The following is a 23,548-nucleotide window of genomic DNA, read 5'->3' on the forward strand; positions in this document are numbered from 1 at the left end:
TAGATTAATTCTCTCTGTACTATTAAACTGAAACACACAGTGTAATTTAGTACAAAAATTAATATGGCTTTATTCAAACAACTCTTTTTATTGGCACTTTTAACCAGTAGCTTTAGTAGCTTTGCAAAATACAGTGAAGCTATGTGTATTTTGTATAAACAGCAAATGCAGCAATACAGTGACGATATAAGTAGTCGCAGCTACCGGAATGCGAAACGTGATTTTGACAAAAATTGCAGTAACCCGCCGGTGGCAAAAAAAACACAAGAGCTAATAAGTGAGCCTGAAGAAAATGTCAAAGCAGAGTTTGAAGACATTCAAGCAGAATCGACGACCAACATTGAGCCACTAACAAACACTGTAAACCCCCTTGACACTGCTACACAGAATGAAGAACTAAAGCGTCAACAAATTGATGAAGCTGCAAAGCTTGAAGAAGATGTAACACAGGACGTCACTGAGCCTACTCAATTACCTGCACAAGAAGTTGCTCAACCACAAGAGATTCCTAATACTCAATTACAACAAGAAGATAACATTGAGCCTATTGTAGTTGAGGAAAAAACCACAGCACCTGCTAAGAAGTTTGTGGCGCCACCCGTAGCGCCTGTAGAACAATCAACATCTTTAATGACCCCTCTTTTAATCATTGTTCTGGTATTGTTAATAGCAGGCTTGGTGCTATACAAGTTGCGTATGAGAAAGCAAACGAATGAGCAACCTAATGAGCTAAGTAGTGCTAAGGTAGAGGCTACGTCACCTGAAATAAAGCCTAACAAAAAGGTTGATAAACCGCTTATAAAGCCAGCGCCAGTGCCTGAACAAAATCTACAAAATGATGAGGTTGCTGTTGCAGCTAAAAGAACAGATGTTGCTGAGACTGAGACTGCTAAAGCAACACAAGAAAGTATAAATAATGACTTTGCTAAACCTACTTTCAAAAGTGAGCATGACTTTAAAGAGCCTGAGGTACGTACTTTCGACCCTGATGCACCTTTGCCAGGTCAAAAGCCACAGGTTGAGGCCCATGTAACACAAAAAGAGTCTATGGATGCGGATGAGCTTTCTTTAAAACAAAATCCGACAGGGCTAAGTGAAGTAGAGAGTGCAAAGTTAGAGGTTGATAGTAAAGTTCAGTTAGAGCCTGAAAGTGAATCAGATACATCGTCACTAAACCACAGCAGTGAGCCGTCAACGGCTCAAGCAGACGAGCTCTCAGTTACATTATCAGAGCCTAATGAAACCCAGCCTGTAGAGTCAGCAGCGAAACCAGCCGATGATGAAGATGAAATTGCCAAAGCACTATCTGCACTTAATAATGAATTAGCAGCAGAAACCGAGAAAAATACAGATGACGCGGTAACTACAAAAGCAGCTGATGAGCCACATAATGCAGGTTCCGCTCAACAGCAAGATGGAGCTAAAAATCCATTTGCTAATTTATCTTTAGATCCAACGTGGGATCCAAATACGACAGAAAAACCTAGGATAGAACCTAAAAAGAAAGCACCAAAATCGGCACAGTTAATAGCTGCAGAAGAGCGGGCTAAACAGTTAAAAACGGATGATCAGTAATCAAAGTAGATACGCTGGTTAGGCTGTTAGTTTGGCTGAACCAGCAACGTTTCATCGTTTTAACCTCAATTCTCAATATATTTAATTTGTGTAAACTTGGTTTGTCGCCAGCAAAAGTACACTTGCAATAAGGCAATCAATAATGCCCCCTATAGCTATTATTATAAAGGCTCTTTTACTAAGTAATGGATTTGTTTGAGCTCGTACATCGATTGTTTAGCTGATTCATTTAGTACCAGTTGTTTTTGTCGGTATAGTGATCTAAAAGACAGAAGGTTGCTGTTGGGTTGTTTAGTGAGCTGTAAACTATAAAGGAACGGTGGGTTAGGTTTTGTCTTAACACTTTAAACATAATTATCAATTAGCGACACCACCCGATGAAAATACCTTAATTGTCGAAGTCGTTATCACGGATATTTGTTTATCGACACCTGTTGCAAGTAGCCGGCGTAATTTTCAACCCCGTGGATTGCGCACGTTAAAGGTGGGAAAGGTATCAGCGAAGGCCGCAGGTAGTGGACAAACGAAGGACCAATGGAATGAAAATACTAAAATCTTTAATATTAGGGATGTTAAAACCATCTCCCTCTAGTTGGGTAAATGGTTTTAAAAATGCCTTAATGCAGACTTAATAAGTAATTGATAATGCAATAAGCGATTTTCTATATTGATTAACGCTTATGCGTTACATAACCACTAAACCCAAGAGCTTTAAAATACAGCTTCCCAACACTGAAGCGAGTTTCATCCAGCAAGTCAGCTAAGCGAATTCTATCAAGCGGGTAAAACTCGTGTTCAAAATTATGCTTCATACGCTCTACACCGATATCTGTTAAACCCAGTTGTTGGCATAAGCTAAACTGTGCATCACGCTCGAAATTGGTCTCTGGGCGCATTAAGTCAGCTAAATATAGGTTACTTTGCGGCTTTAATTGTTTAGCTATCGCCTTAAGCATGTCTTTTTTATCGCCATTATCAGCTAAAAAGTGTAAAACAAACAAACACAATGCAGCATCCACTGGCTCATTTAGTTCATTAATATCACCAGTGTGTACGTTTACTCGTTCACTAATGCCTAAATCAGAAAACCGCTGTTGACCAATATTGAGCATATCGGTTGAAATATCTTGCGCAGTAAAACGCCATGATGAATTGATCTTAGCAAGCTCTGCAATCTCTTTACCTGTGCCTGACCCTACCACTAAAATATGTGCGTTATCGCTCAAAGTGGCACTTAACTGCGCGGCTGTTGAGCTGTGTAGTAAATCATAACCGGGAATTAACCGAGTAATACGAGAATCGTATTCACTGGCTTCTTCATGTGTAAATGTTGGCATAGTCTAGTTCCTTTAAATTATAGAAATAGTTGAATAGCCGCCAGGTTTTTTTGCTACATGAACCTGGTTTGCAACTCGTTCAGTCATTTGCGAAACATGGGAAATAACGCCCACTTTTCGCCCTTGTGCTTGCAATGAGTCTAGTGCATCCATCGCAATACTGAGTGTTTCGCTATCTAACGTACCAAACCCTTCATCAATAAACAAAGAGTTAATACTGACCTTGTTAGATGAAAGAGAGGCAAGTCCCAGCGCTAAGGCCAATGACACTAAGAAAGACTCCCCTCCAGAGAGGGTATTAACAGAGCGCTGTTCATCGGCCATATCACGGTCGATAATTGCAATATCAAGCGTTTGATCTATCGCCATTAATTCGTAGCGTTTATTGAGTGTGCTTAAGTGGCTATTGGCATAATGCAGCAGTATTTTTAGCGTTTGAGTTTGTGCTAAGTTGCGCATTTTCTTACCTTCTTTATCTCCGATCACTTTATTTAATAGGTGCCATTGTTCGAGTTGCTTTTGTAACGTATAGAGCTCGTTTTGTTTTGTGTGTAAAGCAAGCTGATTTTGTTTGTGTTGCTCAAGTTGCGTGTTGATCTCGATAAGTGATTTTTGCAGTGCAGCTTGTTGATCAGTTAAGGTGTTTAATGTCGTTACTAGCTCATTTTGTGTGTGTGTTGGCTTATCTTTGCTTTGATGTTGCTCAACTGCATTTTGTTGTTGCTTCAAGGCGGCAGTGGCATCCAGTAAAGCTTGGCTTAATTGCGCATGCTGTTTTAATTGCGCCTTAACATCATCATGGTCAAGAGTTAGTAAAAAGCTGATCTTCTGGTGAGTGATATCAGCAAATTCAAGCTTAATATCAGTAAACCATTGTTCATAACGTGCTTGTAACTTAGCGAGCTCCTGATTGTTTTCAGTTAAACGCTGTTGCTGAGCTTTTAGCATAATGGCTTGCTCGTCACGTTGCTTTATAGCGTTATCGTACGCGAGCTGACTTTGAGATAACTGTGTTTGGCAAAGATCAAGTTGCTCGGCTAGTTTTGATTGATATTCATCAGCGCTGATCTGTTCATTATTAAATAGCGCAAGACGTTCTGTTTGCAAGCTGCTGTGTTGTTGTTTTAAATTCGTTAATTCTTTATCCAGTTCAGTTAAAGAGTGTTCAGCGTTTTTAATAAGTGGACTCAATTGGCGAATTTGTTGCTCTGCACTCTCAAGCTGTTGTTGACTTTGCTCAAGTTGAGCTTGGGTTTGTTGATACTGCTCTACTTGTTGGTTCAAACTCGCTAAATCGAGGGTTTCATGTTGCAGTTTCTGCCAAAACTCGTTTTCTGTAAATTGTGATTCTAATGATGCTGTTAGCTCATTAAGTTCTAATGTCAGTTCATTTAATTTGTTACTGCATTGGTTTTGCTGATTTGTTAAATCAACATGTACAGATTGATAGTGCTGTTGAGATTGTTGCTCTACTTTTAATTTATCTTGTAGCTGATTAACCGCCTCTTGTAATTGGCGTTGAGTTTTCTCTGTATCAAAGTAATGGTTTATTTGCTCGGTTAATTGCGTATGACGCGCCGCTAATTGCTCTTGTGATAAATCATTCAGTTCACTGCGCATGCCTTGCATGGTATTGCTAATTTCAACTTTATTTGCTTGTGCAGTACTGATTGCTTGGTTTAATTGCTGATATTCTTTTTGCAACACGGCATGCTCAGTTTGCTGCTGATGGAGCCGAGTTTGTGCAAGCTCTAATTGTTGTTTTGCACTTTTGTAATCAGTTTCAAAGTCTGTGATTAAGTTATTGAGTTGTTGATTTTGGTTACTTACAAATGGATGCTCAGTCGCGCCACACACTAAACAAGGCTCGTTAGGGGTAAGTTGAGCGCGTAAGTGCTCAACATTTTCACTTGCACGCAGGCGGGCTTGATTCAATGCATATTCGCTGTGCTTGGCTGTTTGCTCAGCCATTGCTAAGTCATGTTTTAATGAGTTTTGTCGCTGCTCGCTATCGTTGAGCTTGGCAAAAACGTGTTTTTGCTGTTCATCTGCTTGTTTTTGCTCCAGGTGAAACTGCTTGTAGCGTGTGCGCTGCTCTTTTAGGTATTCAATATTCTTAACTTCAACGTCATATTTTTCGCGATTAAATTTACTTTGTTGCTCATTTACTTGCTGCAAGTCTTTTTGCTGTTTAAGCAATGCGTGTTCACTTTGTTCGGTTTTTTTGCTCTGCGCCGCAAGTGCTTCAGTATTTTTTATGCGCTCAGTGTCTAAATGGTTATTTTGTGAAAGTGTAGTCGCAAGCTGCTGTTTGAGCTGCAAAAACTGCTTAAAACTATGTTGGTAGTATGTCCAATCAAATGCTAATGGTTTGAGTTGATTATGTTGCTCAAGCCACTTTTGGTAGTCAGCTATAAGCTTAACGGCGGCATCTTTACTGGTTGTGCTTTGTGCTAATTGTTGCTGTAACTGACTGAGTTGCTTTTGTTCTTTGTCAGTTTGCTGAGCAATGCCTGTAATACTTTGTGCCAGTATTGTTAATTGGCTATCTAGTTGGCGCGCTTGTGTGATTATTGGTTCAGCTGTTTGTTTTTGCTGTTTAGCACGCTGTAAAGCATCAGTATGTTGCTGTTTAGTATCGTCCAGCTGGGTGATTAATGCTGTGTGATCTACTTTTTCTAAATCAGCGATCGTATTGTTCAGCTTGCTATTTAGTGTGAGTAAATGCTCAAAACGCTCTCTGTTATCTTTGATCTGAATTGCCGCTTGAGCTTGCTTTGCTTGCAAGCTTTGCGCAGCGATTGCACCAAGTTCGCTGGTTGCTTGCTGTTGCTCTTTGACTGCTCGTGCTAAGGCTTGCTCTAGTACATTGGCATGTTTAAACCAATTAACGCCTTGCTCAGCTAAAGTAAGGTCTTTTTTATTTTGCTCTATTTGTTGATGTAACTCTGCCAATTGCGTGGTTTTACCCGCCAACTCTTCGTCACTTAACAATGTATAACTTGCTAGGCTGGCTTTTAATAGCTCAAGTTTATCTTTTTGCTCTTTGTGTCTCTCAAATACACGCTTACCGATAAGGCTAAACTTATCAGTACCAGTTAAGCACTCTAGTAGCTGGGCACGTTCATCGCCGGTGGCTTTTAAAAAGGCGGCAAACTCATGTTGCGCTAATAATACGGCACGCGAGAACTGCTCAAAGCTCAGCCCTATTTTGCTTTCTACTTCTTTTATTGCTTGGCTTTTATCTGCAATTAAAGTTTCATCTGGTAAGGTGTATAAACTGTGTTCAGCAGTTTTTAATTTACCCGTTAGTTTTTTATGTGCTCGCTGAATGGCATATCGTGCGCGATAAGCCTGTTTATCTTGGCCAATAAAGTCAACTTCAGCAAAACCTTGCCATTTACCTTTCCGTAATAAATTACGTGGGTCATTTAGCTTAATGCTGTCCCCGTTAAAATCAATTAAATTCCCTTTGTCGCCTCTCAACCGCGCTGTTTTAGTGTAAAGGGCTAAACAGATTGCATCTAAAATTGTACTCTTGCCTGCGCCTGTGTCGCCAGTTATGGCAAATAAGCCAGCGTCTTTTAGAGGAGCTTTAGTAAAGTCTATTTCAGCATCAACAATTGACGCTAAGTTATGTATGCGTACTGCGGTTATTTTCATAGTTGTTCTTGCTCCGTCAGCTCGCTTATTACTTCGTTTAACAAAGCTTTTAACTCCTCAGGTACGTTTTGCCCCGCCATGTCTTTGTCGTTCTCAAATGCTTGCTCTAGTAAATTAATAGGGTTGAGCATCTCTACTTGGTTTAGATCGTCAAATACTCTCTCATTGGTTTGCGTCTGACTGTTTTCACGCACTCGCTCAATGCCGCAAAAGCGTATATTTTTACCTTCCAGTGCTTGTTCAATTTGTTCTCTAAAGGTGGTATCAGTGTCACTTGACTTAAGCTTTACCCTTAAATAAGGAGCAACGGTGTGAGTTGTCGTATCTAAATCTTTAATTTGCTCACATAATTGCGCTAGTGGCACACATTCTCCTTTTGGCAATACGATGACATCAGCAGAGCGTGGAATGTAAAGGGGCTTTACAGTCGTTGAGATAGGTTGCTTTTGTGCATGCTCAAATTCAATGATATTTACTTGATGGGTGTAATTACGCTCTGAGAAAGACATTGGCATTGGCGTACCGCTGTAGCGTATTACATCAGATTTAGCGACTATTTGTGCTTTGTGCAAATGACCAAGTGCCACGTAATCAGCCTGCTCGCTAAATACCTTTGCTGTAATGGCTTCTTCACCACCTATCACTAAGTTACGTTCAGAATCACTTGAAATATCGCCGCCCTTGGCATGCAAGTGCCCCATTACAATCAGAGGCGTGGTATCAGGTTTATCAATTAAGGCAAGCTCAGTGCTAAGCTTATATGCCTGTGCGACGCCTTGAGCGTAACTAGCGCCATCATTTGTGCCACTTAGCGTGCTAACGTCACTGGCGCGTAAGAATGGCATAGCCACTATGTGAGCGCATGTACTATGACTATTAAGTTTTATAACCACATCATCAGGGTGTTGTGCATCGAAGCGCCCTACTACATGGGTATCAAATTGTGCCAGCAGTGGCTGCGCCGCTAAAATACGATTAGCTGAGTCATGATTTCCCGCAATGAGCACGACTTGTATTGTTGGGCAGCATTTTTTTACATCTTTGATGAACTGATAAAGTTGGTTCTCAGCGCTTGCTGCGGGTGTGGCGGTATGATAAATATCACCAGCAACGAGCAATAAATCGATTTTTTCAGTAACGAGTGTGTCAATCAGCCAAGCAAAAAATGCTTGATGTTCACTAAACCTAGAATGTTCGTAGAATTGTTGGCCAAGGTGCCAATCTGAGGTATGTAAGACTTTCATGTCACGCTCTTAAAAAAGGTTAAGAGCGCCAATATACCCAAGCTAAAACAAGATGCAAGAGGGTTTAAATCTTTATGAGCTTAAACTGTACCAAGCAAAAATAACAATAGGCAGAGCAAGTAAAGCCATCGTTAAAGGCACTTTTAAAGCACGAGTTTGTTTTGCATGCAGTGCTTTTAATGCGTTAGTTTCATTACACGCAGCTACCTTATCAATATAAAAGTAGCCTGAATCTAGGTACTGCTTACAACTTTGTTCGTTCGCTGGTATAGCAATTAATTCTTGTTGTTTTTTTAGGATATAAAAATCCATACGCCCACCGTGTTTTTTTGCTTCGATTTAGAACACTTTTGAGAGAAATGCAGCGCGTTTGCTGTCTCTCAAATCAAAAAAGTGGGCGATTTTAAATACAAATGACAGTAAAGATCAACTAAAAAATTCACTATTTATCAATTAAAGAGTAAATACTTAAAATTATCGCTAAAAGTAGTAAATTTGTGCATAAAGCACGCCACTTTTTGCTGTTTTTCTGCTTTATTGGGTGACGATTTAATGCGTCATTTTCATCTCGTGCAGCTATCACTTCGACAAATTTGAAACCTTTATTTTTATACTCATTCAGGAGTGATTCTTTTGCTGGGATAGCAGCAATGCATTGATCTTTTTTTACGATGTAAAATTTCATCCAGAACTCCTATAAAGTAGCTACCTTATACTTTAGTAAACTGGCCTGAATTAAACCTGAACTCAGCTGTAAACCCCCTTTACATCTTCTCAATGTGAATAACATATTCTTTACCTTATAAAATCGGTGCTTGGTCGCTATTTTATTGAATTTAGTCATCTGTTTTGCCAAAGTATTATCACGTAAATCTAACAGGATTAATTATGAAAAAGGCAGTTGTTACTTTAGGTGCTTTATTAGTGCCTTTGGCAATGTCGAGCGCGGTACTTGCTTCATCGGTAGAACAAACAAAAGGCTCATTTGTCGATAAGTTTCGCCAACTTGATGAAGCTTTGCCAACACCTAACGTGTATCGAAGCGCGGCTGGTGAACCAGGCGAAAAATACTGGCAGCAGCAAGTAAATTATGAAATAGATGCTAAGCTTGATGAGAAAAGCCGTCGCCTTAGTGCAAGTCAAATTATTGAATATAAAAATAACTCACCACATACCCTAAAGTATCTATGGCTACAACTAGACCAAAATATATTTAAGAGTGATTCAATCGCAGAGCGCACTGCCACATTCAATGCTGGTAAATTACAAGGTCGCCCTGATGCTAAGCCAACCAAGCTTAGTTTAGGACAATTGCGCCGCCAACAATTTATGAGTGATAACGAACTTGGCTTTACTATTGCTAATGTTAAAGACGACAGTGGTGATGAGCTTAAAGTTACAATTGTAGATACCTTAATGCGTATCGACTTAAATGACCCTCTGAAACCTGGTCAAGACGTTGAGTTCAGTATGGACTTTGCCTTTAATATTGTTGAAGAAGATGCTGTTGGTGCTCGCTCTGGTTATGAGCATTTTGAAGAAGATGGCAACGATATCTTTTTGCTTGCACAGTGGTTTCCTCGTTTAGCAGCGTATACTGATTATGAAGCATGGACAAATAAAGCCTTTTTAGGCAGTGGTGAGTTTACACTCGAATTTGGTGATTACGATGTTGAATTAACAGTGCCTGCCGATCATATCGTATCGGCGACCGGCAAGCTTGATAATCCTCGCTCTGTTCTAACTAGCACTCAGCGCAGTCGTTTAAAAGACGCTGAAAATGCTAAGCGCCCAGTTTTCATTGTGACTGAAGAAGAAGCGCTCGAGAACGAAAAAGAAGGTACGGATAAAACCAAAACATGGCACTTTAAAGCAGAAAATGTGCGTGATTTTGCGTGGGCATCATCACGTAAGTTTATGTGGGATGCTAAAGGTTATAACCAAGGTGGTGACGATCAACCATTAGTGATGGCAATGTCGTTCTTCCCTAAAGAAGGCGGCGACTTATGGAAGAAATACTCCACTGAATCTGTGGTTCATACCATGGAAGTGTACTCTCGTTTTTCATTTGACTACCCATATCCGGTAGCGCAATCAGTTAACGGCCCTGTCGGTGGTATGGAATATCCAATGATCACCTTTAATGGCCCACGTACTGAGCTACAAGATGACGGAACTCGCACTTACTCACAAGCTGAAAAGCGCTTTTTGATAGGCGTAGTTATCCATGAAGTAGGGCATATCTATTTCCCTATGATTGTTAACTCTGATGAACGTCAGTGGACTTGGATGGATGAAGGCTTAAATAGCTTTTTAGATGGTGTTGCAGGACGCGAATGGGATCACACAATCCCGTGGGGCGTTGAGCCACGTGACATTGTCGCTTATATGAAATCAGAAAACCAAGTACCAGTAATGACTCAGTCAGACAGCGTATTACGCCTTGGCCCAAATGCTTACACTAAGCCTGCTGCCGCGTTAAATATTCTACGTGAGGTAATTTTAGGTCGTGATTTATTTGATTTTGCATTTAAAGAGTATGCCCAGCGTTGGAAGTATAAACGCCCTACTCCAGCAGACTTTTTCCGTACTATGGAAGAAGCATCAGGTGTTGATTTAGACTGGTTTTGGCGTGGTTGGTTCTACACGACAGATCATGTAGATATCTCGTTAGATAAAGTTTATCAATTACAGCTAGATACTAAAAACCCTGATATCGACTTTAACCGTTTACGTGACATTGAAGCTGATAAACCAATGCCACTATTTGTTGAGCGTAACAAAGCTGAAGGTAAAAAGTTATGGGTTGAAGAAAACCCTGACGTTACTGACTTTTACGATGCGAATGACCGCTTTACCGTAACGAACAAAGAGCGTAACTCATATAATAAGTTCTTAAAAGGCTTAGAGCCGTGGGAACGCAAGGTCTTTGATCGCGCTATAGAAGAAGATAAAAACTACTATGTACTAGAGTTTTCAAATCTAGGTGGCTTGGTAATGCCTATCTTGCTTGAACTTACTTACGAAGATGGCAGCAAAGAAGAGCAATATATTCCTGCTGAAATTTGGCGTCGTAATCACAAGCACGTACAAAAGCTCATTATTACCGATAAAAACAAGACCCTTGTGTCTGTATCTGTGGATCCTCGCTGGGAAACGGCTGATGTAGATGTTGAAAATAACAACTACCCTCGTCGTATTATTCCTTCACGTATTGAAGTTTACAAGCGTGAAAAGAGTAAAGCGAAAGTAAGTCGCGATATCATGCAAGATATTAAAACTGAACTTAAAACAGACGATGATAAAGACACTAAGGAGCAAAATTAATGCGCTTTGTGCTCATTTTTTTAGCTCTAATAATTGCTGCGCCTACTATGGCGCATCAATTAAAAGCATCGGTAACAACGGTTTTATTTAATAAACGCACAAATAATATTGAGTTAATGCATCGGTTTTATTTGCACGACACAGAACATGCGGTTGAGCATTTATTTCCTGGTGGCGCAGATATTATTAGTAATAAACAAGACCAACAAAGGTTTGCAGATTACATTGAATCTCATGTAGCACTGCAAACTTTAACTGGCGAACCGCTTACGTTAAGTGAAGTTGGTGCGCAGGTTGACGGTAAGTTTTTTTGGGTTTATCAAGAAGCGCCTATTCCTAAAGATATTAAAGGGATCAGAATGAGCCACGGTGCTTTGCGTGATCTTTGGCCTGCACAAGTCAATATGGTTAATGTTGAAGGTAAAGGCAAAGTGAAAACGTTGCATTTCACTCAAAATGATACCTGGCTAGAAGCTCGTTTCGAACCAAAACAAGGGCAGGACGCTCAGTAAATATTTCTGTTCCCAACCAACGCGCACTGTAATTTGTGCGCGTTTTTTTACAAAAAAAACATTCGCTGATCCTTTGCATATTTAGGCACGTAAACTATCTTAAAGTAAAGCGGGTGTAGTTATGAAAAAACAATCATATACAAGGGATGGTATGAATAGTCATCATGACAGTATTAAAGGTGTTATCTTTGATTTAGACGGCACTTTAGTTTCGTCTGAACTAGACTTTACCTTGATTAAAGCTCAGTTGAGTTGTCCTGACGAGCATGATTTACTGAGTCATATTGCAGCATTACCTTCGCCGTACATGCGCGAAGAAGCAATGAATATAGTGCATCAGCATGAACTTATTGATGCCCAGCACGCAAGTTTACTACCAGGCGTGGCTAAAACGGTTGCTTACCTGAAAGAGCTTGATATACCAATGGCAATAGTGACTCGCAATTATGACCGTGCTGCTGCGCTTAAATTAAAAAATAATCCACTACCAATCCAAACAGTACTAACCCGAAGTGATGCACCACCAAAGCCAGATCCAAGTGCGTTAAATGCAATTGCAACCTTGTGGCAATTAGACCAGAGCAATTTAGTTTATGTTGGTGATTATCTTTATGATATTCAAGCGGCCCAAAATGCCAACATGCGCTCTTGTTTATATGCGCCGGATAAAGTTCCTGAATATGCTGAACAAGCTGACTATATTTTGCATCATTTTAGTGAACTAGCATTATTAGTTGATGAGCTTGTCGACCAGCACGCTGTGATACATAATTAAGTTTAATTTATATATTATGTTAAATTGTCTGAAATTTTACTTTTCTCTAAGCCTAATCTTATTTACAGTCGCTTTATAATTGTATGCTAGCTACTAGCTCAACGGTGTCGGAATTGGTAAAATATTGCATATACCGATTTTACAATAGAGGCACAAGATGGGCAGAGCATTTGAAGTCCGCAAAAGTTCTATGGCAAAAACTGCCAATGCGAAAACTAAAGTTAATTCAAAATACGGTAAAGAAATTTACGTTGTTGCTAAAAATGGTGAACCCGACCCTGAGGTCAACCAAGCATTAAAGCGTATTATTGAGCGCGCTAAACGTGATCAAGTTCCAGCCCACGTAATTGACAACGCGATTAAAAAAGCAGCCGGTGGCGCAGGGGAAGACTATTCACCTGCTCGTTATGAAGGCTATGGCCCTGGTAACTGCATGGTTATTGTTGACTGTTTAACAGATAACCCAAATCGTACTATCAAAGATGTACGCCTACCATTTACTAAAACAGACTCTAAAATTGGTACGCCTGGTTGTGTAGCTCATATGTTTGATCATCTCGCTGTGCTAGGTTTTAGTGGTGATGATGACGAAGTGGTACTTGAAGCACTAATGATGGCCGACGTAGATGTTACTGATGTAGAAGTGGAAGACGGTAAAGTATCTGTTTTTGCACCGCACACAGAGTATTATAAAGCTAAAACAGCGCTTGAAGAGGCTTTTGAAGGTATTAACTTTGAAGTTGATGAGATCACCTTCGTACCGCAAGTCCATGTTGATATAACTGATGAAGATGATATCGCTAACTTCGATAAGTTTATTAATATGCTTGAAGACTGTGATGACGTGCAAAATGTTTATCACAATGCAACGGTGGTTAGTTAAGTAAAGTTAGCGAGGCTAAAGCTCTAGCGAGCGTAAAGTTAGCTAGGATAAAGCTTGCGTAAGATTAGGCCGTTATTTTGAAAGCGCTTATTTGTTGCTTGCTGAATGTTCGCCATTCATTGTAGTTATGAATAGGCAATAAAAAAGCCAGCCCTAAGGCTGGCTATGACACAAACAATCTTTAATATGGCTAACTCGCTAACTCGCTAACTCGCTAACTCGCTTTTATATTTAAGGCGAAAAGCATGAAGTAGTGGCTCTGTGTAGCCGCTTGGTTGTGTAACCCCTTCTAAAACGAGTGCCAATGCAGCTTGATAAGCGATACTATTTGCTAAGCTTTGCGGCGAATCGGCCATGTTTTTGTAAGCTGGATCGTGAGCATTTTGACCATCAACCACCTTGGCCATTTTTGCCATAGTGCTTTCAACTTGTGCTTGTGTACATACACCATGATTTAACCAGTTAGCCATGTGTTGGCTTGATATACGCAGTGTGGCGCGATCTTCCATTAAGCCAATGTGGTTAATATCAGGTACTTTTGAACACCCAACACCTTGATCTATCCAACGAACAACATAACCTAAAATCCCTTGTGCATTATTATCAAGCTCTGCTTGAATATCTTCTTTAGTCAGCGTACTAGGATCCGCCATTAAAGGTGGAGTAAGTAAATCAGATAAACTTGCTTCAATACGTGCTGCTATGGCTTTTTGACAAGTAAACACATCAATATCATGATAGTGTATCGCGTGTAAGGTTGCGGCTGTAGGGGAGGGCACCCAGGCTGTATTTGCACCTGATTGCGGATGCGCGATTTTTTGCTCCATCATTAATGCCATTTTGTCTGGCATCGGCCACATACCTTTACCTATTTGTGCACGGCCACTTAACCCTGTTTGAAGACCGATATCGACATTTCTATCTTCATAGGCACTGATCCAAGGTTGTTGTTTTATTGCAGCTTTAGGCAGTACAACGCCAGCTTGCATCGAGGTATGTATTTCATCACCTGTACGGTCTAAAAAGCCTGTATTAATAAATACTACGCGCTCTTTAGCTGCTTCAATACATGCTTTTAAATTTACTGAGGTACGGCGTTCTTCGTCCATAATCCCCATTTTAATGGTGTTTTGGGGAAGCTTTAATACTTCTTCAACACGTGAAAATAATGTATTTGTAAAAGCGACTTCTTCAGGGCCATGCATTTTGGGTTTAACGATATTGATACTCGCCGCAGATGAGTTTTTAATTGCACTTTTCCCATTTAAATCATGTAATGCTGCAGTTGCAGTGATCATCGCATCCATTATGCCTTCATAAACGTCTTGGCCATTGCTATCCTGCATTGCTGGGTTTGTCATCAAATGGCCTACATTACGCACAAACATCATGCTACGGCCTTTTAAAGTTAGCTGCTCACCACTGACAGTTGTAAAGCACCTATCAGGGTTAAGTGCACGTTCAATGCGCTTGCCGTCTTTCTCAAAAGACTCTACTAAATTGCCTTTCATTAGCCCCAACCAGTTTTGATAAACCAGCACTTTATCTTCACCGTCCACGGCAGCAACTGAATCTTCGCAATCCATAATAGTGGTTAATGCGGCTTCAAGTACAACATCTTTTAATCCTGCTTTATCAGCCTTACCAATAGGGTGTTGGTGGTCTATTTGCAGTTCGATATGCAAGCCATTATTTTTGAGTAAAATAGCTGTAGGGTTTTGTGCTTCTCCAGTAAAACCAATAAGTTGGTCTGGCTGTTTGAGGCAAGTTTGTGAGCTGTCTCTTAGCGTTACTAGTAATTGACCATTAACTACTGAATAGTTTGTGCTTTCGATGTGCGAGCCACTTTCAAGCGGCAGCGACTTATCTAAAAATTGCCTTGCGTAGGCCATTACCTTAAAACCACGAACAGGGTTGTAGACTGCGCCTTTCTCTGCACCATCGTCTTGAGATAATACATCGGTGCCATACAAAGCATCATAAAGAGAGCCCCAGCGTGCGTTTGCTGCATTGAGGGCGAAGCGTGCATTGCTCACAGGCACAACAAGCTGTGGGCCAGCAGATTGGGCAATTTCAGGCTCTACGTTTTGGGTTTCAATTGTAAAATCATCTGGCGGCGACACTAAGTAACCAATATCTATGAGAAATTCCTGATATTGCTGAGCATTCCACTGTTTTTGGGCTTTATGATAATCATCAATTTTTTGCTGCAATACATCACGTTTGGCCAACAGCGCTTGGTTAGTTGGTGTTAAATCTTCAATGATTTTTGCAAAGCCTTGCCAGAACTGCTCTTCACTAATACCTGTGTTAGGTAGAAGCTGTTGATTAATAAAGTTGGCTAACTGTGTATCGACAGTTAAGCCAAATAAGCTGTGAGAAGAAGTTGTCATAGTTGCTATCCTTTAAACGGTCACGGTGCATAAAATTCTTATGTTCTAACCATAACGTAAAAAAACAAAGATGGATGCCTTTTAGTCATTCATAAAAAATATACCCAGAATAATAACTATAAATTTACTAAATCTAAAAAATCCGCCTAATGTTGAATTAAGCGCTACGGAGCATAAGCCCCTAGTCTCTCACACAACAAAATAAATATTTGCTTTAACCGTTCAAAGGATTTTTTATTATGAGTACTTATCAACATCACACAGACACATTAGCAACACTTTGCCAAACTCAAGGTAAAACGTGGCAAGCAATTAACCCTGAATACGCAAGCCGCATGCGTTTGCAAAACCGCTTTCGTACAGGGTTAGATATTGCACAGTTTACTGCCGACATAATGCGTGAAGACATGGCTGCTTATGACGCAGATACGAGTCAGTACACTCAATCTCTAGGGTGCTGGCATGGATTCACTGCGCAACAAATGATGATGGCTATTAAGCGTCATCAAAAAACCACAAAGCGCAGTTATGTGTATTTAAGTGGCTGGATGGTTGCGGCACTTCGCTCAGAATTTGGCCCTTTGCCTGACCAAAGTATGCACGAAAAAACCTCTGTTCCAGCGCTTATTGAAGAGATTTATACCTTCTTAAAACAAGCCGATGCACGTGAGTTAGATCATTTATTTAAAGACCTTGATGCAGCAAAAGCAAGTGGTGGCGATGTACAAGCGGTACTTGATAAAATCAATAACTTTGAAAGCCATGTAGTGCCAATTATTGCTGATATTGATGCAGGTTTTGGTAATGAAGAAGCAACTTATCTACTTGCTAAAAAGATGATTGAAGCGGGTGCGTGTGCGATTCAAATCGAAAATCAGGTATCTGATGCTAAGCAGTGTGGTCACCAAGCGGGTAAGGTGACTGTGCCGCATGAAGATTTTTTAGCAAAAATAAATGCCGTACGTTACGCGTTTTTAGAACTGGGTATTGATAATGGCGTTATTGTAGCGCGCACTGACTCATTAGGTGCCAGTCTGACACAAAAAGTGCCCGTGTCACAAACTCCTGGTGACTTGGCAAGTCAGTACAATGCATTTTTAGAAACGACGCCTATTAATGGGGTAGAAGATTTAAATGAAGGCGATACAGCAATGAAGCTTAATGGCCAATTATGTAAACCAACTCGTTTAGAAAATGGTCTTTACCAATTCCGCGAAGGCACTGAGAAAGACCGAGTGGTACTCGACTGTGTGACAAGCCTACAATCTGGGGCTGATTTACTATGGATTGAAACTGAAAAGCCACATGTTAAACAAATTGCAGAGCTGGTAAACCGTGTTAAAGAGCAAGTACCTAATGCGAAATTGGTGTATAACAATTCACCGTCATTTAACTGGACATTGAAATTCCGTGAGCAAGTATATCAAGAATGGCAAGAAGCAGGACGTGACCTATCAGCGTACCCGAGCCTTGACGATAATAAAGCACTAATGGCGCCAGAAATGGATAACACTGAGCTTGCTAAAGCAGCCGATGTTTTAGTACAGAACTTCCAGCGTGACGGCGCAAGAGAAGCGGGTATTTTCCATCACTTAATTACATTACCAACGTACCATACAGCTGCATTAAGCACGGATATTTTATCTGAGGGTTACTTTGGTGATTTAGGCATGCTGGCTTATGTACGAGACGTTCAACGTCAAGAAATTCGCCGTGAACAGGCCTCGGTTAAGCATCAAGATCTTGCAGGGTCAAATATTGGTGATACGCACAAAGAATATTTCTCTGGTGAGAACGCGCTTAAAGCCGGTGGTGAAGCAAACACCATGAATCAGTTTTAATAAATACATCATTCCAACTCAACAATGTTGCAAAGGGCCTTAAGGCCCTTTTTTAATGCGTTCGGATCAGTATTTAACTAGCCGCTACTTTTTAGCATTATTATAGATCAGAGTTTTATCAACTAAAGGCAGAAAGTCTATTTACACGTAAAATAGGGCTGTTATTTGATGTTATAGGTACGAAAAGTGATATTTAGTAGCGCTTTTAAGCATTGGACGAAAATATAAACCGATTTTTTACTAACTCAAAGTTGTTACAAACCATTTTTTTACTAACTTAAACGCCATAAACACTGACTCAAACCGATTTTTTACTAACTCAACTGGCTGAAATTGCTATAAACCGAAATTTTACTAACTCAGCTTACCTACTAAGTCCGATATAAATATTGCCCAATGTGAATAAGCACTCACTTTTGTAAAGGGGGTTTACAGTATATTGGCTACGAGCTACGAGCTACGAGCTACGAGCTACGAGTATCAGCAGAGTGCCTGTAGCCCGAAACTCGTAGCTTAAGCATTATTTACTATGCTTATCAAACCACCACTGAATATAAGCAACTTTAGTCATTAAGTTTGAAGGGCGTTTGGTAATGCCATGTGATGCACCAGGGATACGCACCATTGCAGTATCGACACCTTGTAGTTTCAAAGCTTGATAGTATTGCTCAGTTTCAGATATCGGCGTACGATAATCGGCTTCACCTGTTAATAGCATGGTCGGGGTTTTTACGTTACCCACATAGCTTATCGGAGAACGTTTCATATAATGCTCAATGTGATCCCATGGTTTGCCAGGAAACCAGTAATCAGCAAAAAACGGGTAGTAATCGGCAGTTAGTACAAAACTGATCCAATTGATAACTGGTTTTGCCACAACAGCAGCAGCAAAGCGGTCAGTATGACCTACAACCCAAGCTGTTAATGTGCCACCGCCAGAGCCACCGGTGACAAATAACTTAGACTCGTCAATAAAGCCTTTTGCTATTAATGCATCCACTCCAGTCATTAAATCATCAAAGTCATTGCTTGGGTAATTGTGATGAATTGTTTGTGCAAACTCCTTACCGTATGAGTCACTCCCGCGAGGGTTCATATAAAGCACTACATTGCCTTTGGCAGCAAACAATTGAACTTCTGGGCTAAAATGAGGACCGTAATTGGCCACCGGTCCACCATGGATTTCAAGCACTAATGGATATTTTTTGGACTTATCAAAACCCGGTGGGTATGCAACCCAACCTTGTACAGCCAAACCATCATGGCTTGATTTAACCCAAATTTCTTCAACCTTAGCTAGGCTTTTGTTCGCTAATGCATCTTCATTTAATTGAGTTAATGACTGAGTTTTACCGCGCTTTAAAAATGCAACATCGGCAGGGCGCTGAGTATTTGCTAAGGTAAATGCCACTTCACCATCTTCGCTAACATCAAAATCACCACCTGAATATGGCCGACCAAAGGCAACACTTCCTATGTTTTGCGTTAAAATTTTACGTTTACCGTTTCGTGGTTGATAGGCAAGCGTGGTTTGCCCCTCACTATCAAAAGCAAAGTAAAGCCCTTTAGAATCATCAGCCCACTTTATTTGTGAAACGCTGCGATCTAAATCGGCTGTTAGAGTTTGTGTTTTTCCCGTTTTTAAGTCACGAATATATAATTGCGCATTTTCATAATTGGTTTTTTTATCATCATACCCGGTATACGCCAAATAACGACCGTTGGGTGAAATCATAGGCTGGCCATCAGGGCCTAGTCTATCGGTTACTTGAGTGATCTCAGTAGATTGTAAATCCAGCTTGTATATTTCAGAGTTGGTTGGCTTAAATAAGTAATCTGCATGGCGATTGGCAGAAAAGTATAAACTGTCACCGTTTTTACTAAAACTTACAGGGCCTCCATGGTCAAAGTCGCCAGAGCTCAGTTGATTTGCATTTCCGCCAGTGGCGCTAATTTCAAATAGATGACGAAAACCTTTTTTAGTATAGCCACCACCGTCAGCTCGGTAGTAAACGTCATCAATGTACTTGGCGGGCTCTGCCCAATCAGCACCCTTCGGCTTACCAGGTAAAGAGACGGGGTTTGCGCTGGCAGCGGGGACAAACTGACTAAATACAAGTTTTTTACCATTCGGTGACCAAGTTAAATGACCAGGGCTTTGGGTTAAATTACTTATCTTGGCAACAGCGCCTGTATTCAACCATTTTACATAAATTTGGCTGCTACCGTCGCGAGTAGATATAAACGCTAAGCGCGTTTCATCGGGTGAAAGCACTGGCGAGTAATCCATGTGCACACCAGAGGTAAGCGGTTGCAGTTGTTTTGAACTGCTATTTACCGACCAAATATTACTTACTTTACGGTCGCTTTTAATATCCATGCGGTTACGAACAAAATAAACCACATCACCATCAGCGGTCATTTCAATTTGGTTGGCATATTCAAGATCAAAAACATCTTCTAACTTTAAAGCATTATCAGCTTGAGCCGCGACGCCACAGAAGCTCACCGTAGCCAGCAGCGCAAGGGGAGAGAGTAATTTCATTTTTATTCCTTGTATTAAACAGCATTAATACTGTTATAAAGTAACAAAGATTAAAAATACACCAGATTGCGATGAACGGAGGTTTATCTTTTTAATAAGCTCAGGTTATACAACCATTTATCAAGAATTTAGCATGTATTTATCGGTAAAAATAAAAAATCCTTGAAGCTTCATGCTGAAAACCTCACTAGTTCAGTAGACAATAACCACCTTAAAGCGATATGCCCTAAAGGTGGGGCAGCACAAAAATGTGGAGTAACTTCAATCATAAGAACAGAGAATGAGTAACCTAGTCAACAATGACATCGTGCCAAAAACGGATATTCCATTTAGCCTGAAACCGCTTATGTTCGAAACCTTTGTTTGTACTATAGCGCTAATGGCATCGATAATGCCTTGCTTTATGGACTAATTGCAGTGATGTTAATGTTAGCTATAGGTTGATGATCACCAAAGTAGTTTTCTTTCCTAGAAAACCTATAGCGCTTGTTTGCAGAGCGTAAAGCTATTTTAGATTAGATATTTGGTATCTAGAGTTAACAGCCTATATTGTCATAGACTTATTGGCTAACTATTCATATGATGAATTACTTGCAGGAAAATTTAATATTTAATTGTTGAGGTAGAAAAAGTGCTGGATGGCTGAGTTTAAAAAGGCGTTTTAAATTCGCATTCAGTGAGGACTTGCTCGTTGCTACATTGATAAAATACGGTGACGCAAGTGTCTTGCGGCACTTGTTCTGAAAGTGTTTGGGTTATTTTAAATTGCAGTTGTTGTTTATTAAAAGCAATAAGCTGGGCGGCTTCAAAACCAAAAAACTGCATTACGCTTGGGTATAAGGCTTTAAAAATACTTTCTTTGGCAGAAAAAATCACGGTTAATGGGTGTGATACCTGTTTGGCTAATTGTTGAAACTGAAAAAGTTCATCAGGGTGCAAAATTTGTTGTTGGAGTTCTTGCTCTTGCTTGGCACTCATTAACAGCTCTATATCGATACCGATCCCCGCAATATCTCTATTGTCAGATGCCATTGCCATTGCTGTATTTTGGCTATGGGTAATGCTGCCCACTATTTTATTAGGCCAGATGGGAGCACGATCTGCTGCGCTTATTAATTCGAAATTATAAATGTTGAACGCCGCGAGTACACGTTTAGCGCACACTCTGCCTGCTAAATATTCGGCTTTACGTTTAGCAACGGCTTTTTCTAACTGTTTTGGGAAGGGGATCTGATAGCGATTATAGTCATCATCTGAAAAGTTTTCAGTCTCAAATTTACAGCAATATGATTTATGAGTAAGTAAAGGTGTTAGCTGTATGCATTGGTGAATAGTCATAAAATAGTTAGTGATGTTCAGCTCATTAAAGTATTGATAGTACTATAATTGTGCAATGAGGAATATAATTTTTAATTAGCAGAATCTCGCTAAATTTAATCACGTACTTTACACAATGATTGCTATAACTGCTTCAAGCCCGGCCTAAGTAGATGCTTTTTATGCAAAAGCAATTAACTTGGCGCTACAGACTAAGAGGGGATTGGTCCATATACCGGTTATTTCCGCGATTTAGACGGCAATAAACTCAATGTGTTTTGCTTTACTCATTAGGAATATCTCAACTTGCTGTGAGTGTGAAAAATGAATACTTTAGTAATCTTGCCGATAGTGTATGCTAGAGCAAAGTATAATCAAAAATATCACGACTTAGGTTACTTTACCTGAGTAGGCTTGTGTTAATTAGGCGAGCTAAAGTAGTAAGAGTGCAGTAAATGACAAATGTAGAAAGTGAAATAGCTCAAGGGCTTACAAAGTCGAAAATACTGATTGTTGATGATCAGCAGTTAAATATTTCACTCTTAGAGAAAATACTTTCCTCTTATTACAACACCACAGCCGTTAGCAGTGGTGAACAAGCAATTAAGCATTGTGAAACCGATACTCCAGATTTAATTCTACTCGATATTGCAATGGAGGGAATAAATGGCATTGAAACGTGTAAACGGCTTAAATCCAATTCTGATTTAAAAGACGTGCCGGTTATTTTTATTACTTCGTACGTTGAGCATGAAGATATTTGTTGGCAAGTAGGTGGTGTTGATTTTATTAGTAAGCCTATTAATGCTAAAACTGTTTTTAATCGTGTTAAAGTTCACCTTACACTTAAATTACAACGCGATAAATTGCTTGAAATGGTTTTTTTAGACAGCTTAACGCAGGTCTATAATCGCCGGTATTTTGATTCCCACCTTATACAAACACAGTTAAGTGCAATACGTGAAGGGAGTGACTACGCCCTTATTTTTATCGATATTGATCATTTTAAACAATTTAATGATACTTATGGGCATGTAGTTGGCGATAAAGCCCTACAAAACGTAGCTAATTGTATTAAAGATACTCTTAAAAGGCCGTGTGACTTTGTTTCACGCTATGGCGGTGAAGAGTTTGCGGTGATTTTACCATTCACTGATTTATCAGGTGCGGTACTGGTTGCACAAAAGATTGTACAAAATGTTGTGGCGCTAAATATTACACATGAGCATTCTGCATTCGATATATTAACGGTAAGTGCCGGGGTTGCCACTTTACGTGGCCTTAGTGGGCAAGACGAAATAATAAAAAGCGCTGATGAAAAGCTCTATATTTCTAAGCAAACAGGGCGTAATAAACTCACTTTTTAGCCGTGTTAATTCTGGTTTTGCACCAGATAATCATTTTTTGCCGTCACATAAAGCTTCGCACTTTTGGCACGTGATTTTAGCTTTTCACATTCTGTCACTTACATTATTCTAAACCCACCCATATTAGTGAAATGGCAAAGCGCAGCGCACTTGTTGGTTAAATAAGCTGGCTTAGCTTGCGGCTAAGTAGTGGGCTAATATAAAACCGTAACTAAAAATTCACCGCTTAGATATTAACTCTGTGGCTTTGTCTGATGATGGAACAACAGCCTTAACGGGTTCAAGTGATAAATTTGCCTACGTTTGGACAACTAACGACGGTAAAATTACACAGCGTTTTAAATCCACTACACGCATTAATCACGTTGCGATGAATAGCACTGCGAGCATTGGTTTTTCCATCGATTCTGTGGATGATCGGCAATTTATAGATTTAAAAACAGGCGAAGAGCAAGCTGAATTAGACATCATGGCCAATTTTATAGAGTTTAATGACTCGCTATTTATTAATGATGATAAATGGTTTTTAACAGGGTTGCCAAAAAGCACTTTGTATTTATGGCGTGTTGCCGATGGCCAGCAGCTAGCAGAGTATAAGGCGGCAAAGTTACGTTTGCGCAGCTCCGTCTTGGCGGTAGCCTATGATAAAAATAGCAAAAGTATTATGACTGAAACCAGTGATGGCGTGCTTGAAGTTTGGCCTTATGAACCGCCCAAGTAGTGTAAGTAGGCCGTGTTGACTTAACAAACTCGGCCTTCATTATTAGGG

16 protein-coding genes are annotated in these 23,548 nt (G+C 40.1%); 8 read left to right on the forward strand and 8 right to left on the reverse strand.

Annotated features, from left to right (window positions below; translation table 11 throughout):
- Nucleotides 1-63 precede the first annotated feature (63 nt).
- Complete coding sequence (locus AAEU30_RS00660) at nt 64-1,575, forward strand: hypothetical protein (RefSeq protein WP_421958820.1); 1,512 nt, start codon at nt 64-66, stop codon at nt 1,573-1,575.
- A gap of 671 nt (nt 1,576-2,246) precedes the next feature.
- Here AAEU30_RS00660 and AAEU30_RS00665 read toward each other — a convergent pair.
- The 5 genes from AAEU30_RS00665 to AAEU30_RS00685 form a co-directional block, all read right to left on the reverse strand.
- On the reverse strand, nt 2,247-2,912 hold the full coding sequence (locus AAEU30_RS00665; protein WP_421958821.1) for a class I SAM-dependent methyltransferase: 666 nt from the start codon (nt 2,910-2,912) through the stop codon (nt 2,247-2,249).
- A 12-nt stretch (nt 2,913-2,924) separates the two neighbouring features.
- Nucleotides 2,925-6,575, reverse strand: a complete 3,651-nt coding sequence (locus AAEU30_RS00670; protein WP_421958822.1) for an AAA family ATPase — start codon at nt 6,573-6,575, stop codon at nt 2,925-2,927.
- Entirely contained in the window at nt 6,572-7,819 is a 1,248-nt protein-coding gene (locus AAEU30_RS00675; RefSeq protein WP_421958823.1) for an exonuclease SbcCD subunit D, read from the reverse strand. The genes AAEU30_RS00670 and AAEU30_RS00675 overlap by 4 nt, the downstream gene beginning before the upstream one ends.
- Nucleotides 7,820-7,891: 72 nt before the next feature.
- A complete protein-coding gene (locus AAEU30_RS00680; protein ID WP_087533587.1) occupies nt 7,892-8,131 on the reverse strand; it encodes a hypothetical protein in 240 nt (79 codons plus the stop codon).
- A gap of 130 nt (nt 8,132-8,261) precedes the next feature.
- A complete protein-coding gene (locus AAEU30_RS00685; protein ID WP_421958824.1) occupies nt 8,262-8,504 on the reverse strand; it encodes a hypothetical protein in 243 nt (80 codons plus the stop codon).
- A gap of 203 nt (nt 8,505-8,707) precedes the next feature.
- Between AAEU30_RS00685 and AAEU30_RS00690 the strand changes: the two genes are divergently transcribed.
- The 4 genes from AAEU30_RS00690 to AAEU30_RS00705 all read left to right on the forward strand — a co-directional run bounded on the left by AAEU30_RS00690 (nt 8,708) and on the right by AAEU30_RS00705 (nt 13,316).
- A complete protein-coding gene (locus AAEU30_RS00690; RefSeq protein WP_421958825.1) occupies nt 8,708-11,146 on the forward strand; it encodes a M1 family metallopeptidase in 2,439 nt (812 codons plus the stop codon).
- Nucleotides 11,146-11,658 carry a DUF6702 family protein gene (locus tag AAEU30_RS00695; protein ID WP_421958826.1) on the forward strand — a complete coding sequence of 171 codons (513 nt, stop codon included), beginning with the start codon at nt 11,146-11,148 and terminating at the stop codon, nt 11,656-11,658. Before AAEU30_RS00690 ends, AAEU30_RS00695 begins: the two co-directional genes overlap by 1 nt.
- A gap of 151 nt (nt 11,659-11,809) precedes the next feature.
- A complete protein-coding gene (locus tag AAEU30_RS00700) occupies nt 11,810-12,433 on the forward strand; it encodes an HAD family hydrolase (protein ID WP_421959032.1) in 624 nt (207 codons plus the stop codon).
- A 157-nt stretch (nt 12,434-12,590) separates the two neighbouring features.
- Nucleotides 12,591-13,316 (forward strand): YebC/PmpR family DNA-binding transcriptional regulator, encoded by a 726-nt coding sequence (locus AAEU30_RS00705; RefSeq protein ID WP_421958827.1) that lies wholly within the window; start codon nt 12,591-12,593, stop codon nt 13,314-13,316.
- A gap of 206 nt (nt 13,317-13,522) precedes the next feature.
- Here AAEU30_RS00705 and AAEU30_RS00710 read toward each other — a convergent pair whose 3' ends face one another.
- The gene (locus tag AAEU30_RS00710) at nt 13,523-15,709 is read right to left on the reverse strand and encodes a malate synthase G (protein ID WP_421958828.1); all 2,187 of its coding nucleotides are present in this window, start codon (nt 15,707-15,709) and stop codon (nt 13,523-13,525) included.
- Nucleotides 15,710-15,948: 239 nt separating this feature from the next.
- On the opposite strand from AAEU30_RS00710, the gene AAEU30_RS00715 reads away from it, so the two are divergent.
- Complete coding sequence (locus tag AAEU30_RS00715) at nt 15,949-17,550, forward strand: isocitrate lyase (RefSeq protein WP_421958829.1); 1,602 nt, start codon at nt 15,949-15,951, stop codon at nt 17,548-17,550.
- 520 nt (nt 17,551-18,070) lie between these two features.
- Here the strand turns inward: AAEU30_RS00715 and AAEU30_RS00720 are convergent.
- The gene (locus tag AAEU30_RS00720; protein WP_421958830.1) at nt 18,071-20,095 is read right to left on the reverse strand and encodes a S9 family peptidase; all 2,025 of its coding nucleotides are present in this window, start codon (nt 20,093-20,095) and stop codon (nt 18,071-18,073) included.
- 648 nt (nt 20,096-20,743) lie between these two features.
- On the reverse strand, nt 20,744-21,433 hold the full coding sequence (locus AAEU30_RS00725; RefSeq protein ID WP_290210364.1) for a 4'-phosphopantetheinyl transferase family protein: 690 nt from the start codon (nt 21,431-21,433) through the stop codon (nt 20,744-20,746).
- A 434-nt stretch (nt 21,434-21,867) separates the two neighbouring features.
- On the opposite strand from AAEU30_RS00725, the gene AAEU30_RS00730 reads away from it, so the two are divergent.
- Entirely contained in the window at nt 21,868-22,779 is a 912-nt protein-coding gene (locus tag AAEU30_RS00730; RefSeq protein ID WP_421958831.1) for a GGDEF domain-containing response regulator, read from the forward strand.
- 232 nt (nt 22,780-23,011) lie between these two features.
- Complete coding sequence (locus AAEU30_RS00735; protein ID WP_421959033.1) at nt 23,012-23,500, forward strand: WD40 repeat domain-containing protein; 489 nt, start codon at nt 23,012-23,014, stop codon at nt 23,498-23,500.
- Nucleotides 23,501-23,548: the final 48 nt, after the last annotated feature.

It is taken from the genome of Pseudoalteromonas mucoides, from assembly GCF_049257175.1.
GTDB lineage: Bacteria > Pseudomonadota > Gammaproteobacteria > Enterobacterales > Alteromonadaceae > Pseudoalteromonas.